The sequence below is a fragment of the Trinickia sp. genome (assembly GCF_057351765.1).
The window spans coordinates 1-13,500 of sequence record NZ_JBMRBK010000051.1 but is presented as its reverse complement, the minus strand read 5'-3'; the positions used below and the strand labels follow the sequence as shown (position 1 = coordinate 13,500).

The following is a 13,500-nucleotide window of genomic DNA, read 5'->3' as shown; positions in this document are numbered from 1 at the left end:
TCAGCCAGCCGGCGGCAGGCGAGCGCCTCCCGGCCCGTGCGTTAAACTGGCGCATCCCGCTCTCTTCGTCCACCGATTTGCCCGTCTTCACACTTGCCGCGCCGGTCACGGCCGAACTCGAAATCCGCAAAAGCCGCTTCATCGCGCATGCGCTGCCCGTCGCCGATCGGGACGCGGCAATGGGGGCGCTGCGGCAGTTGCGCGATGCGCATCCCGGTGCCACACACGTTTGCTGGGCACTGCTCGCCGGAGGGCAGTCCGGCATGTCGGACGATGGAGAGCCGTCCGGCACGGCCGGCCGCCCGATTCTCGAAGTCCTGCGCCATCACGATCTCGATAGCGTGCTCGGCGCCGTCGTTCGCTACTACGGCGGCGTCAAGCTCGGCGCGGGCGGCCTCGTGCGTGCCTATACCGATGCCATTGCCACCGCGCTGGGTGAGGCGCAACGTGTCGAGCGCATCGCTCAGGCACGGTTGGCCGTCGAGCTCAGCTATGCGGACGAGGCACGCGCGCGACGGTGGATGGAGCAGCACGACGTCGTGCTCCTCGAGAGCCGCCATGGTGCGCAGGTATGGCTCGCCATGCAGATGCCGGCGAGCGAAATCGAGGCCGCGCGCACTACGTTGCGCGATCTCACGCAGGGCCGCGCCGCGTTCCCCGAAGACTCCTGATTGCGCTGCGCTCGTCGGGCTGTGCGGCCCGAACTCCGCTCTGGGCAAGGCTTGCGGCCCGTAATGCAGCGTTACCGATCTCGCAAGCCGCTTTCACCTGTGTCAGCGCGCGGCCCCTACACTGGCTCCGTGGTCAAAACAACGCACATGGAGTGCAAGGAGTAGCGCGATGAACAAGAAGCTCGTGGGAGCATTGATCGGCCTGACGGTATTGGGTGTCTCGAGCGCGGCATCCGCGCACGTCGATCTGGCCATCGGCGTCGGCATCCCCGCGCCGGTATATGTGGCTCCGCAACCCGTCTACGTGGCGCCCCCGGCACCGGCCTACGCGGCACCCGTGGCGGTAGGCTATTACCGCGGCGACGACTGGCGCGCGCGCGAGTGGCGCCGCCGCGAATGGCGCGAGCATGAATGGCGCGAACACCAGTGGCGCGAACGCCGTTGGGGCGGTTATTGACGATCAACGGCTCGCTCGTGCTGGCGGACTGGCGAGCCAATGCACGCTGAAAAGCCGGGCCTCGTCTGTCCAGACGGGACCCGGCTCGAATCCCGTCGATACCGCAAGCGCGCGGAAGCCCTCGATCGTGAACTTGTGCGAGTTCTCCGTGTGAATGCTCTCGCCCTGATCGAACGCAAAGGCGTGTCGACCGAGCCTGACCGTCTGCGCGCAACGGCTCACGAGATGCATTTCGATACGCTGTCGGCGCGGCTCGTAAAACGCGTAATGCGCGAAACGGCTCAACTCGAAATCGGCTCCCAGCTCTTCGTTGGCACGCCGAAGCAAATTCAAATTGAACGCGGCGGTGACGCCTTGCCGATCGTTATAAGCGCGGTGCAAGACGTCCGGGTCCTTCACGAGATCGACACCGATCAAGAGGCCGCCGCCTTGGAGCAGGTGCGCCGCCCGACGTAGAAAGCCGCGCGCCTCGTCCGGGTCGAGGTTGCCGATCGTCGAGCCCGGAAAGAACCCGACACGGCGCTCCGATGCGGCCTCCAGGTCACCGAGCGCGCCCTCCTGCATATAGTCGGCTCCCACCGGGTGTACGTGCAGCCATGGATAGTCGGCATGAAGTCTGCGCGCCGCACCCTCGAGATGGTCCGCTGAAATATCGATCGGAAAGAAACGGCGCGGGGCATGCGCGGGCTCGAATGCATCGAGCAAGCGCCGGATCTTCGAGAGCGATCCTGCGCCGAACTCGACGATATCCGCGCGCGGGCCGATACATTCCGCGATCGCACGAGCATTGCGCTCGAGGATGGCGAACTCCGTCCGAGTCGGGTAGTACTCCGGCAATTCGCATATCCGATCGAAAAGCGCAGATCCGGCCGCATCGTAGAAATACTTCGGTGCCACACGCCGCGGCTTCACGGACAAGCCGGCCACGAGGTCGCGTTCGAAGGCGTTGCTCGCACCGCGTGGTTGCCGAATGTCGCCGACGAATGCCGCGGCGCCCGAGCCGGCGCCGGTCAGCCCCGACGTGTCAGATGTCTCGAACAAGGCGTACTCCAGAGAATTGCCAGCGCGCCGCCGGCGGAAAGAAGTTTCGGTAACTGCGACGGGCATGACCCGGCGGTGTCGCGATACTGCTGCCGCGCAAGACGAGTTGCCCCACCATGAATTTGCCGTTGTATTCCGCTGCAAGCCCCGGCACGGGGCGAAAGCCCGGATAAGGATCGTACGACGAGCGCGTCCATTGCCAGACGTGGCCCATCATCTGGTCGATGCCCGGTGCCTCGAAGGCTGCCTCCCATTCGAACTCCGTCGGCAGTCGCGCGCCGGCCCACTCGGCGAACGCCGCGGCTTCATAAAAGCTCAGCTGCGACACCGGTGTTTCGGCCTTCATCGGCTCGAGACCGCCCACCCCGAATACGAGCCATTCGTCCACGCTCGCCGCATCCGATGCGGCGCCCTGCCCGCGCTGCCGCCAATAGGCCGGCGCGTGCATCCCTTCGCGCTGCACCATCGCCCATCCGTCCGAGAGCCAGAGTTCAGGCCGCTCGTAACCTCCGTCCGCGATAAAGGCAGTGTAGTCGCCGCATGTGACGAGTCGATGCGCGATTTCGTAGGGACGTAGCAAAACTTCATGCCTGGGTGCCTCGTTATCGAAGCAAAAATCCCCGCCCTCATGACCGATCCTGACAACGCCGCCGGGCCGGGACAGCCATTCGATCGGCCCGGCATGCGTCGTCGGCCAAAGCGGCTTGCCCACGTCGGGGTTCCGAAAAGCCGGCATGAGAGGGTTGCACGAGAACGCGTGCAGGGCATCCGTCACGATCAGTTCCTGGTGTTGCTGTTCGTGATGAAGTCCAAGCGTCACGATCGGCTCGATCGTCTCGAGCAAATCGGGCCCGGCGCGGTCGAGCACCGCCAGCACTGCTTCATCGACATGCCGGCGATAGGCATGCACCTCGTCGAGCGACGGGCGAGTAAGCATCCCACGCTGTGCCCGCTCGTGGCGAGGCCCGAGCGCTTCGTAATACGAGTTGAAGAGAAACGGATAGCGTTCATCGAAAAACCGGTAACGCGGGACGTGCTGCGCGAGCAGCACCGTTTCGAAGAACCAGCTCGTGTGGGCCAGATGCCATTTGGTGGGGCTCGCGTCCGTCATGGACTGAACCTGTTGATCCTCCGCCGACAGCGGGCGGGTCAGTTCGAGGCTGTATCGGCGGACTTCTTCGAAGGCCTGCCGCAGCTGGGATACATCGCAGCCCATCGGCTTTCGCTCCTTCATCAAGGCAAACACGGCCCGATCCGCGCTACCGGCGCGGCCGATCGTATCGGTGGCGGCCACCGCTTTTGCATGCACTGTACTTTACTCGTGCGAAGCTTGCACGGCATGGGAGCGCGGCTTGCGCCGCGCCGAGCCGGCCGGGGCCAGCGGCGGCGGCGCGTCGCGCTTTCGGAGCGCAACGCCTTCGCGTCCGAGCCACTGCTTCAGGCGCTGCGCGTCGAAAGGCGCCTGCACTTTCTGGTCGTTGTCGAAGTAGCAATAGATATCCCTCGGCGTACGTGTCAGGGGTGTCTTCGCAATACGTATTGCGTCGCGCGGCTCGCTTCCGCGTGCCCATGTGGCGATACGTCTGGCCCAGCGTTCGAGCGCGGCGTCCGAATAAGCGCCGCTGTATAGCGTTTCGGTGCCATGCAGACGCAAATAGAGAAAATCGGCCGTCACGTCTTCCGTATAGGGCCAGTCGGCCACGGCGTCGGAGACGACGAGCGCAACGCCATGCCGTCGCAGTATTTCCGGAAACTCGGGCGTGCAAAAACTGCGGTGCCGGATTTCGACCGCATGGCGTAATTGCCCCGTCCGTCGCGTTTCGCACCATGGTTTCTTCACGCGCGCATCGTGTCGTTTCGCAAGCGTTACGGCATCTTCCACCGTTGGAGGGAGCAGCGCGAGAAACCGCTCGAGCCGTGTCGCCTCGAATGGGAAATTCGGCGGAAACTGCCAGAGAAACGGGCCGAGCTTGTCTTCGAGGGCGAGCACGCCGGAGGCGAAGAAATTCGCGATCGCGGGCAGGGCCGACTCGTCGCGAAAACGCAGCATATGCGTGAGATAGCGTGGCCCTTTCACGCTGAAGACGAAACTCTCGGGCACGGCATCATGCCAGCTCCGATAGCTGTCTATCGTCTGTAAGGAGTAGTGCGAGCCGTTGATTTCGATCGTATCGACGGCTCGCGATGCGTACGCGAGTTCGCTCGCCTGGCGCAATCCTTTCGGATAGAAGACGCCGCGCCAACCCTCGTAGCGCCAGCCGGAAATGCCGATATGAATTGCCATCGCTCGTTCATCAGACCTTTGCTTCATATGGTCGAACGAGCAAGCACCGTTCCTATTCCAGTCGCGATGCCGATAATGTTCGATTGGCCGCGCGCCCTCGGGGGGCGCGCGGCCTACGATAGCGCCTCTATTGAACGATCCTCGTGACGCCGCGTCCGCGCGGATCGGCCGCCGGCTCCGGCGTATCGCCGTTGATCTCGATGGCCTGGATGTCGCCGTTGAAGCCCTGCTTCTGCAAGACATAGCCCATGTCCTGCAATTGCTTCGCGAGTTCGCCCTCGATCGGCTTGTACGGCTCCCAGAAGATCGTGTTGGGCGGCAGCAACTGGTGGTGAAAGCGCATCGCCGCAACGGCATCGGGCAACGGCATCTTGAAGTCGTAGACGTTGCTGACGACCTGGAAGATGGACGTGAAGATGCGCGAGCCGCCCGGTGTGCCAATGACGAGCGCCACTTTGCCGTCCTTCGTCAGGATCGTCGGCGACATCGACGATAACGGACGCTTTTTCGGCTCGATCGAATTCGCATCGCTGCCGACCACGCCGAACATATTCGCCACGCCGGGCTTGGCGGAGAAGTCGTCCATCTCGTCGTTCAACAGAATGCCCGTGCCGTCCGCCACGACGCCCGATCCGAAGTAACCGTTGATCGTGTAAGTGTTCGATACGGCGTTGCCCCATTTGTCGATCACGGAGAAGTGAGTCGTCTCCGCTTTCTCCGGCATCGAGGTGCCGAGGCCCGGCTGCACGCTCTTCGTGTCCGATGGCTTGTCCGGATCGACCTCGGCCGCGCGCTTGGCGATGTAATCGTCGGAGATCAACTGCGCAACGGGCACCTTGAAGAAATCGGGATCGCCGAGATATTGCGCGCGATCGGCGAAGACACGCTTTTCGATTTCCGCGACGAGGTGAATGTACTTCGCCGAATTGAGCGGCACGCCCTCGAACTTGTCCTTCAAATCGGCCTTCATCTTCAGCAACTGCACGAGCCCGATCCCGCCCGAGCTCGGCGGCGGCGCCGTAATCACGTGATAGCCGTTCCAGTCGGCTTGCACCGGCTGGCGCCATACTGCCTTGTATTGCTGCAGGTCGCGTTTCGTGATGAGGCCGCCGTCCGCTTTCATCGAGGCCGCGATCAGATCGGCCGTCTTGCCGTCGTAGAACTCTTTCGCGCCTTTCTCGGCGATGCGCGTGAGCGTCGCAGCGAGTTCCGGCTGCTTGAACGTGACGCCGGTATTCAGCCCGCCGAAATATTTGCCGAAGTTCGTTTTATCGCCGAAGTCCTTCGCCGCATTATCCCGACGCTCCTGCAATTGATCGCTGACCTCGAAGCCGTCGCGCGCGTAGTGGATGGCCGGAGCGAGGACCTGCTTCCATTTCAGTCGGCCAAAGCGCCTTTGCGCCTCCCACATTCCCTCCACCGTGCCAGGCACGCCGACGGCGCGCGGGCCGACGAGACTCATGCCCTTGATGACGTTGCCGTCCTTGTCGAGGTACATGTTCTTCGTCGCCGCCAGCGGGGCCCGCTCGCGGTAATCGAGGAAGTACGGCTTGCCGTTGACGAAGAGCGTCATGAACCCGCCACCGCCGATGTTGCCTGCCTCGGGATAAGTCACGGCCAGGGTGAAGGCGATCGCCACCGCCGCATCGACGGCGTTGCCGCCTTCCTTGAAGATCTGCTCGGCCGCATCGGCGCTGAACTCATCCGCGACCGCCATGGCCGATGCCGTCAATACGGGTTTCGCCGTACCGGTCTTGGCGACGGCCGGTACGCTTTCCATCAGGCCGAGCGATGCCGTTGCCAGCGCAACGACACTCCACCCTGCTGCGGTGGCCTTGATGCGGCTGATTGAGCTCATGAAGTCCCCTCCTTGTAAATCATCGTATGCACGCGCTTATATCACGCGGAAATGGTTTGCGAAACGACGAAGTTTCGTAGTCGCATTCCGTGGCGGCAGTTGACGGCTTGGAGCAGGCTCAAAAATGAGAAGTGATGCGAAAGCGCCGCACGCCGATTGTATCGGCCGGGCAACGACAGAAGAAGAAAAGAGAGGAGTGCCGAACAGCGGCTAAGGAGGCAGCCGGCTTACCGCGCCCCGCAACGGCCGTAAAAAAGCCAGCCCGAAGGCTGGCGTGCTGGTTCAAATCCAACCGATTGCTTCCATATCACTCGGGCAGGAATCGCTCATCGAGCACCTGCTCGACTGACCAAGGGCACGCCCCTGGAAACACATCGATGTTGGTTTCGTTGACAGCTTGAGCGAGAGCCTTTTTCCACACGACTCGCATGAACGCCTCGTCCTCGAGGCGAGGCTTCAGGCTCGGCGCGTCCGAGAGAGCGTATGCAATGTCCGCCCGTTGCGCGTCGATGGTCCGCGTCCAGCTTGCCCCTCTGCGATCGGGCTGGAACTGCCACTTGAGGAGGTGGGCCAGCAGTACCGCCATGCGGCTCGCCAATTCACGTTGTTCGCTTTTACCCACGTCCTCGATTTCCTCCGCGATATGTTCCGCGTCGATGGCCGAGAGCTTGCCCGCGCGCAACAACGCCGCCTGTTCGCTGGCCCATGCCACCACGTCCTTCTCGTAGCTCGTTCCCATTTTTCGGCCCCTAAGCTCAGTCACGCACGGCGCCATTTTAACCACTCCCGTAAATTCACTCTATTCATATGCCTCGTCATAACACTGGCGCGTCGGCATCCAGTGCATCCAGTCGGTCGGCCGTCGTCGCCGGCGGCCCATCCTACGGTTTCAGTGTCGCACGCGTAAGCCGCGCCGAATATGTAGCCGAACGGATACCCTTCCACGCATCGCCTGGGCAAACCGAGCGCGCGCAGCGAACGAGGCGGGGAAACCGGGGCTCGCCGTCGCAAAAAAGTACTATTTGAACCAGACATTTACGCAAACGGTCTCCGGCTAAGAGCCGCGAGCACTGCAAGTGACTGGCGGCCTGCTGGTGGATAATTCGCGGCATCGGCACTCGTCAGTCATCTGGGCGTTGTCCTTTCGGAGCCATCATCCATGTACACGCACACCGTTTCCGCTCACCACGGCTCGCAATGGATCGTGGAGGGATGGGCGCTGTTCCGCGTGCGGCCCGCAGTATGGGTCGCGCTTGGCGCAATCGACCTCGTCGTCACGGTTTTGCTCAGCATGATTCCGGTGATCAGCGATCTCACGCCCGTATTCACCGTTTTATGGGCCGGCGGCATGTGCGCCGCGGCCGAAAACTGCCGCACGCTCGGAACCGTACGCGTGGCCGATGCGTTCAACGGCATTCGCCGTCACGCTCAGCCGCTCTTTGCCGCCAGCCTCGTCGCACTGGCAGCCGCGCTCGTCTGCGATTTCGCCGCAAGCCGCATGGCAGCATCGTTCAATGCGCTCGCACTCGCCACGCCCGGTGCCGCAAGTGCAAGCGCGCCGTGGCTCGCCGCGCTACTCTATGCGGTAGCCGTCATCGGCGCCGCGCTCACGCTTTGGCTCGCGCCGGCGCTGATCGTGCTCGAGCGCATGCCGCCGCTGGATGCGCTCAAAGCCAGCGCGGTCGCGACCTGGCGCAATCCGCTGGCGGCGCTCGTGTATGGGGTATTCATCGCGGGCCTGGCCGGCGCCGCGCTGGTCACACTCGGCATCGGCCTCATCGTGCTTGCGCCGCTCGCGTATCTGTCGACGTTTGCGGCTTACCGCGATCTGTTCGCGAACCGGCGAACCGGAGCGGATACGCCGGCTTGAAAGTTCAGCGCAAGCCCCACATATCGACGTCATGACGCCCTCTCTCGCTCACGAGGCGCTCGCCGAATTCCACCCCGCGGTCGCCGCGTGGTTCGAGCGCACGTTCGATGCGCCCACCGAGGCACAGTGCCGTGCATGGCCGCCTATCCGGCGCGGCCGCTCGACGCTTGTCGCCGCACCGACCGGCTCGGGCAAAACGCTGACGGCTTTTCTATGGGCACTCGATGAACTCGTGCGCGACGGGCTCGCCGCGGGCGGCGCGCTGCCGGACGCAACGCTCGTCGTCTACGTCTCGCCGCTCAAGGCGCTGTCGAACGACATCCATGCCAATCTCGAGCGGCCCCTGGCCGGTATCGCGGAAGAACTGGCCCGGCTCGGGCTGCCGCCCGTCGATATCCGCACGGCGGTCCGCACGGGCGACACGACGCAACGCGAACGCTCGGCGCAACGGCAGCGGGCCCCGCACATCCTCGTCACGACGCCCGAATCGCTCTACGTGCTGCTCTCGTCCGACTCGGGCCGCCGAATGCTCGCCACGACGCGCACGGTCATCGTCGATGAAATCCACGCTGTCGCCGCCACCAAGCGCGGCAGCCATCTGGCGCTCTCGCTGGAACGGCTCGACGCGCTCTGCAAGCGTCGTCTGCCGCGCATCGGGCTGTCCGCCACGCAAAAGCCGATCGAGACCGTCGCGCAGTTTCTGGTCGGGCAGGGCCCGCATGCGCAGTGCGCGATCGTCGACGTGGGCCACAACCGCCCGCGCGATCTCGCGCTCGAGTTGCCACCCGTCCCGCTCGAAGCCGTCATGGCCAACGAGGTCTGGGAACGTGTCTATGACAGACTCGCCGAGCTCGCGGCGGCGCACGCCACGACGCTCGTCTTCGTCAATACCCGCCGCATGGCCGAGCGCGCCGCGCGTCATCTGACGGAGCGGCTCGGCAAGGATGCAGTCGCGGCGCATCACGGCAGCATGGCCAAGGAACACCGGCTCGATGCCGAATCGCGGCTGAAGCGGGGTGCCCTGCGTGTGCTGGTCGCCACCGCCTCACTCGAGCTCGGCATCGATATCGGCGACGTCGATCTCGTGTGTCAGCTCGGCTCGCCCGTGCCATCGCGCCTTTCCTGCAACGCGTGGGCCGCTCGGGACACCATGTCGGCGGCATGCCGAAAGGCCGCCTTTTTCCGACTTCGCGCGACGATCTGGTCGAGTGCGCCGCCCTCGTCGATTGCACGCGGCGCGGCGAACTCGATGCGCTGGTCATTCCGCGTGCGCCGCTCGACGTGCTCGCCCAGCAGATCGTGGCGGAGGTGGCCTGCGAGGAATGGAGCGAGGATGCGCTTTTCGAGTGCTATCGCCATGCCGCGCCGTATGCAACGCTCACGCGCGAACGCTTCGACGCCGTGCTGCGCATGCTGGCCGAAGGCTACACGAGCCGTCATGGGCCGCGCGGTGCGTACGTGCATCGCGACATCGTGAGCGGCACGCTGCGTGCGCGCCGCGGCGGCAAGCTCACTGCCGTCACTTCGGGCGGCACCATTCCCGATAACGCCGACTATGCGGTGCTGCTCGAGCCGCAAGGCATCAATATCGGCACAGTCAACGAAGACTTCGCCGTCGAAAGCCTCGCCGGCGATATCTTTCAGCTCGGCAACACCGCTTATCGCATCCTTCGTGTCGAAGCCGGACGCGTGCGCGTCGTCGATGCGGCGGGGCAAGCTCCGAACATTCCGTTCTGGCTCGGCGAGGCCCCCGGGCGCAGCGACGAACTGTCCGCCGCCGTTTCGCGCCTACGCGCGCGCATCGACGCGTTACTGAGGGCTCCTGACGATACGGCGCAATCGTCCGTGGCACCCACGCTCGTGGATGAAGCAGTGAAAACGCTCATGCGCGAGCTGAACGTGAGCGAGAGCGCCGCGCGCCAGATCGTCGAGTATCTGGCCCGCGCCCGCGCCGCACTGACCACATTGCCCACGCAGGACACCGTCGTGATGGAGCGATTCTTCGACGAATCGGGGGGCGCGCAGCTCGTCATCCATTCGCCGTTCGGCAGCCGGATCAATCGCGCGTGGGGGCTCGCCTTGCGCAAGCGCTTTTGCCGCACGTTCAACTTCGAGCTGCAAGCCGCGGCAACCGAGGACGCCATCGTCCTCTCGCTCACGAGCGCCCATAGTTTTCCGCTCGACGAAGTCTGGCGCTATGTGCATTCGAATACGGCCGAGCATGTTCTGACTCAGGCTCTGCTCGATGCACCGCTATTCAACGTACGCTGGCGCTGGAACGCGACGACTTCGCTGGCGTTGCCGCGCTTCACGGGCGGGCGCAAGACGGCACCTCAATTGCAGCGCATGAAAAGCGAGGATTTGCTGGCGGCCGTCTTCCCCGATCAAGTGGCGTGCCTCGAGAACATCGCCGGCGAGCGCGAACTGCCGAATCATCCGCTTGTCGATCAGACGATCGACGACTGCCTGCATGAAGCGATGGATTGCGACGGCTGGGTTGCGTTGCTGCGTCGAATCGAAAGCGGCAGCGTCTCGCTCGTGACGCGCGAGCTCGCGGCGCCCTCTCCGCTCGCCGCCGAAATTCTCAATGCACGGCCCTACGCATTCCTCGACGACGCTCCGCTCGAAGAGCGCCGTACGCAAGCGGTACTCTCGCGCCGTTTCAGCGAGCCCGACAGCGCCAACGATCTCGGCGCGCTCGATGCGCAAGCGATCGATACGGTGCGCCAGGAAGCATGGCCCAGCGTGCGAAACGCCGACGAGATGCACGAGGCGTTGATGACGCTCGCGTGCGCGAGCGAAAGCGAAGTTCGGTCGAACGACGGGTGGGCCGCGTGGCTCGCGGAGTTGGCGCGCTCGGGGCGCGCAACCCGCATGCAGATCGCGCAAGACGACGCACTATGGATGCCGCTCGAGCGGCTTGCCGCTTTTCGCGCGGTCTATCCCGACGCTGTGTATGAGCCGCGCCTCGTCGTTCCGGCGCAGTTCGATGTGGGCGGGTCGGCTGCCGACGCGCTCGTCGAGATCGTCCGGTCGCGTCTGAGCGCCCTGCCGCCCTCCACCGTTGCTCAACTGGCGCGCCCGCTTGCACTGCCCGCCTCGACCGTTGCCGGGGCGCTCGTCGCGCTCGAAGCACAAGGCTACGTCATGCGCGGCCGCTTTTCAGCGGGCGCGAACACAGACGAATGGTGCGAGCGACATCTACTCGCACGGATTCATCGCTATACGATTCGGCGTTTGCGTCGCGAGATCGAGCCTGTCGAGCGTGCCGATTTCATGCGGTTTCTGTTCGAATGGCAGCGCGTCGCGCCCGACGCCCGCGGTATGGGGTCCGACGCGCTCGCGGCAACGCTCGAGCAACTCGAAGGCTTCGAGGCGCCCGCCGCCGCGTGGGAAGAAGACATCCTGCCCGGCCGGATTCGCGACTACACGGGTACGTCGCTCGACGCGCTATGCCGCTCGGGCCGGCTCGTATGGGCCCGGCTCGCGCAAGCGTCCGCCCGCGTATCGAGTACACCTGTGCGCTCGACGCCGATCGTGCTGCTCGCTCGCCGCCACCTGCCGCTCTGGCAGGCGCTGAGCGAGCCGCCTCCCGCCGATGCGTTGTCTGCCCGCGCCCGCGCCGTCTTCGAAGCACTCGCGCGACACGGAGCGATGTTTTTCGACGAGCAGCTTCACGAGACGCGCTCGCTGCCCATCGAACTCGAAGCGGCCCTCGGCGAACTGGTCGCAGCCGGCCTCGTCAATGCCGACAGCTTCGCGGGACTGCGCGCGCTGCTGCAGCCGGCCGCGGCACGCCAGCGCACCGCGCGCCATGGGCCTCGGCGCGGCGCGCGACACGGGGCGTTCATCGGCGGCATGGCGGATGCCGGGCGCTGGGCGTTGATCAGGCGGCCACCCGTCGGAGAGACCGCGGCCGCGGATGCGCCCGCCGGTATCGGCGATGCACGGCACTCGAGCGCCGCATCGGCGGACGTACTCGAACATGTCGCCATGACATTGCTGCGACGTTATGGCGTCGTCTGCTGGCAGCTGCTCGAGCGCGAGCCGTCGTGGCTGCCGCGCTGGCGCGAGCTGCTGCGTACCTTCCACCGTCTGGAGGGGCGCGGCGAAGTACGCGGCGGCAGGTTCGTCAACGGGCTGTCGGGCGAACAATTCGCCTTGCCCGAAGCGATTCCGGTCTTGCGCGAAACCCGAAAGCGTCCGGGCGACGGCACGTTGGTCTGCGTGAGCGGCGCGGACCCGCTCAACCTCGTCGGTACCATCTTGCCGGGCGACAAGATCCCTGCGCTCGCGGGGAACCGCATCGTCTTTCGCGATGGCGTGCCGATTGCGACGCTGATCTCCGGTCATTTCGATTTCCTTGCGGCGCTCAGCCCCGACGAACGCGAACGGGCACGCGGGCAATTGACGCGCCGCGTTTGAAGCGCCCGGGCCATCGACGCGTTGCGGTGCCTACCCCGACGAACACGTGTTTGCCCTAGGGCAAACGCGGGGGTCTATCAATTTTCGGCGCTCACGGCCGTTATCAAGCTGGTAAGCCCCCGGCACGCCCACGCGTGCGCGGAATCGGGGCCGCAACCCTTGTACCGGCAGGTCCAACCTCGAGGAATGCCTCAATGGCCGCAGATCATCACTCGATCGACGAACGCACCAATCTGACCAGCTCGAACAAGTTCGAACTCCTGCTATTCCGGCTCGGCGCGGCCTCCGGCGACGAAGGCGATCCGCACGAGCTCTACGGCATCAACGTATTCAAGGTGCGCGAGATCATGACGATGCCGGCCGTGACGCCGATCGCCGGTTCGTCCGTTCACGTACTCGGTGCGGTGGATATCCGCGGCCAGATCATTCCTGTGATCGATCTGCCGCGGCTCATGGGATGCAACCCGACACGGGGCCTCAACATCCTGCTCGTCACCGAATTCGCCCGCTCGACGCAGGCGTTCGCGGTCGAGGAAGTGGACGACATCGTCCGCCTCGAATGGAATCAGGTCCTTTCGGCCGAAGCGTCGGCAGGCGGCAGCTCGGTCACGAGCATCGCCCGCATCGACGGCAATACCGGCGACTCCCGGCTCGCACAGGTGGTCGACGTCGAGCAGGTGCTGCGCGACGTGTTTCCGGCGCAGCATCCGAGCGTCGACCCGCAGGAAGTCGGCGCAGCCGTGACGGTCAAAGCCGGAGCGAAGATTCTGGCGGCCGACGATTCCGGTTTCGCCCGCAAGCTGATCGAGCAAAGCCTGGCCGCGCTCGGCGCCGAATACATCATCGCCAAGACGGGTCAGGAGGCGTGGGACATTCTCAGCAAGATCTCCCGCG

At 64.8% G+C, this 13,500-nt stretch carries 10 protein-coding genes and 1 pseudogene; 6 read left to right on the top strand and 5 right to left on the bottom strand.

The window, feature by feature from the left end:
• Nucleotides 1-77: 77 nt before the first annotated feature.
• Together ACO1XS_RS13670 and ACO1XS_RS13665 are read left to right on the top strand one after the other, a co-directional pair.
• Nucleotides 78-671, top strand: coding sequence for an IMPACT family protein (locus ACO1XS_RS13670; protein WP_331566722.1), 594 nt, complete (start codon nt 78-80; stop codon nt 669-671).
• Between the two features lie 169 nt (nt 672-840).
• Nucleotides 841-1,128, top strand: a complete 288-nt coding sequence (locus tag ACO1XS_RS13665; protein ID WP_331566720.1) for a hypothetical protein — start codon at nt 841-843, stop codon at nt 1,126-1,128.
• A gap of 3 nt (nt 1,129-1,131) precedes the next feature.
• On the opposite strand, the gene egtD is transcribed toward ACO1XS_RS13665, so the two are convergent.
• From egtD to ACO1XS_RS13640, 5 genes are all read right to left on the bottom strand, one after another.
• Entirely contained in the window at nt 1,132-2,169 is a 1,038-nt protein-coding gene (gene egtD / locus ACO1XS_RS13660) for an L-histidine N(alpha)-methyltransferase (RefSeq protein WP_414720156.1), read from the bottom strand.
• Entirely contained in the window at nt 2,153-3,385 is a 1,233-nt protein-coding gene (gene egtB / locus ACO1XS_RS13655; RefSeq protein WP_486390998.1) for an ergothioneine biosynthesis protein EgtB, read from the bottom strand. Before egtB ends, egtD begins: the two co-directional genes overlap by 17 nt.
• Nucleotides 3,386-3,484: 99 nt before the next feature.
• Nucleotides 3,485-4,453, bottom strand: a complete 969-nt coding sequence (locus ACO1XS_RS13650; protein WP_440559675.1) for a DUF72 domain-containing protein — start codon at nt 4,451-4,453, stop codon at nt 3,485-3,487.
• A 127-nt stretch (nt 4,454-4,580) separates the two neighbouring features.
• Nucleotides 4,581-6,311, bottom strand: coding sequence for a gamma-glutamyltransferase (ggt, locus tag ACO1XS_RS13645; protein ID WP_486390909.1), 1,731 nt, complete (start codon nt 6,309-6,311; stop codon nt 4,581-4,583).
• Between the two features lie 307 nt (nt 6,312-6,618).
• Nucleotides 6,619-7,050: a DUF29 domain-containing protein gene (locus ACO1XS_RS13640; RefSeq protein ID WP_331566714.1), complete on the bottom strand. Its 432-nt coding sequence runs from the start codon at nt 7,048-7,050 to the stop codon at nt 6,619-6,621.
• A 420-nt stretch (nt 7,051-7,470) separates the two neighbouring features.
• Here ACO1XS_RS13640 and ACO1XS_RS13635 point away from each other — a divergent pair, with 420 nt between their 5' ends.
• From ACO1XS_RS13635 to ACO1XS_RS13620, 4 genes and pseudogenes are all read left to right on the top strand, one after another.
• Nucleotides 7,471-8,181 carry a BPSS1780 family membrane protein gene (locus ACO1XS_RS13635; RefSeq protein ID WP_440559676.1) on the top strand — a complete coding sequence of 237 codons (711 nt, stop codon included), beginning with the start codon at nt 7,471-7,473 and terminating at the stop codon, nt 8,179-8,181.
• 31 nt (nt 8,182-8,212) lie between these two features.
• A pseudogene (locus ACO1XS_RS13630) lies at nt 8,213-9,226 on the top strand (DEAD/DEAH box helicase); the annotation flags it as partial.
• A 116-nt stretch (nt 9,227-9,342) separates the two neighbouring features.
• On the top strand, nt 9,343-12,606 hold the full coding sequence (locus ACO1XS_RS13625; protein ID WP_486390908.1) for an Lhr family helicase: 3,264 nt from the start codon (nt 9,343-9,345) through the stop codon (nt 12,604-12,606).
• Between the two features lie 194 nt (nt 12,607-12,800).
• Nucleotides 12,801-13,500, top strand: a 700-nt coding sequence (locus ACO1XS_RS13620) for a chemotaxis protein CheW (protein ID WP_486390907.1), incomplete at its 3' end; no start/stop codon positions are given.

Excerpts from the sequence above, each read along its gene's own strand:
- ACO1XS_RS13665 (WP_331566720.1), top strand. The coding sequence starts at position 841 with ATGAACAAGAAGCTCGTGGGAGCATTGATCGGCCTGACGGTATTGGGT.
- egtB (WP_486390998.1), bottom strand. The coding sequence starts at position 3,385 with ATGGGCTGCGATGTATCCCAGCTGCGGCAGGCCTTCGAAGAAGTCCGC.
- ACO1XS_RS13650 (WP_440559675.1), bottom strand. The coding sequence starts at position 4,453 with ATGGCAATTCATATCGGCATTTCCGGCTGGCGCTACGAGGGTTGGCGC.
- ggt (WP_486390909.1), bottom strand. The coding sequence starts at position 6,311 with ATGAGCTCAATCAGCCGCATCAAGGCCACCGCAGCAGGGTGGAGTGTC.
- ACO1XS_RS13640 (WP_331566714.1), bottom strand. The coding sequence starts at position 7,050 with ATGGGAACGAGCTACGAGAAGGACGTGGTGGCATGGGCCAGCGAACAG.
- ACO1XS_RS13635 (WP_440559676.1), top strand. The coding sequence starts at position 7,471 with ATGTACACGCACACCGTTTCCGCTCACCACGGCTCGCAATGGATCGTG.
- ACO1XS_RS13625 (WP_486390908.1), top strand. The coding sequence starts at position 9,343 with ATGCCGAAAGGCCGCCTTTTTCCGACTTCGCGCGACGATCTGGTCGAG.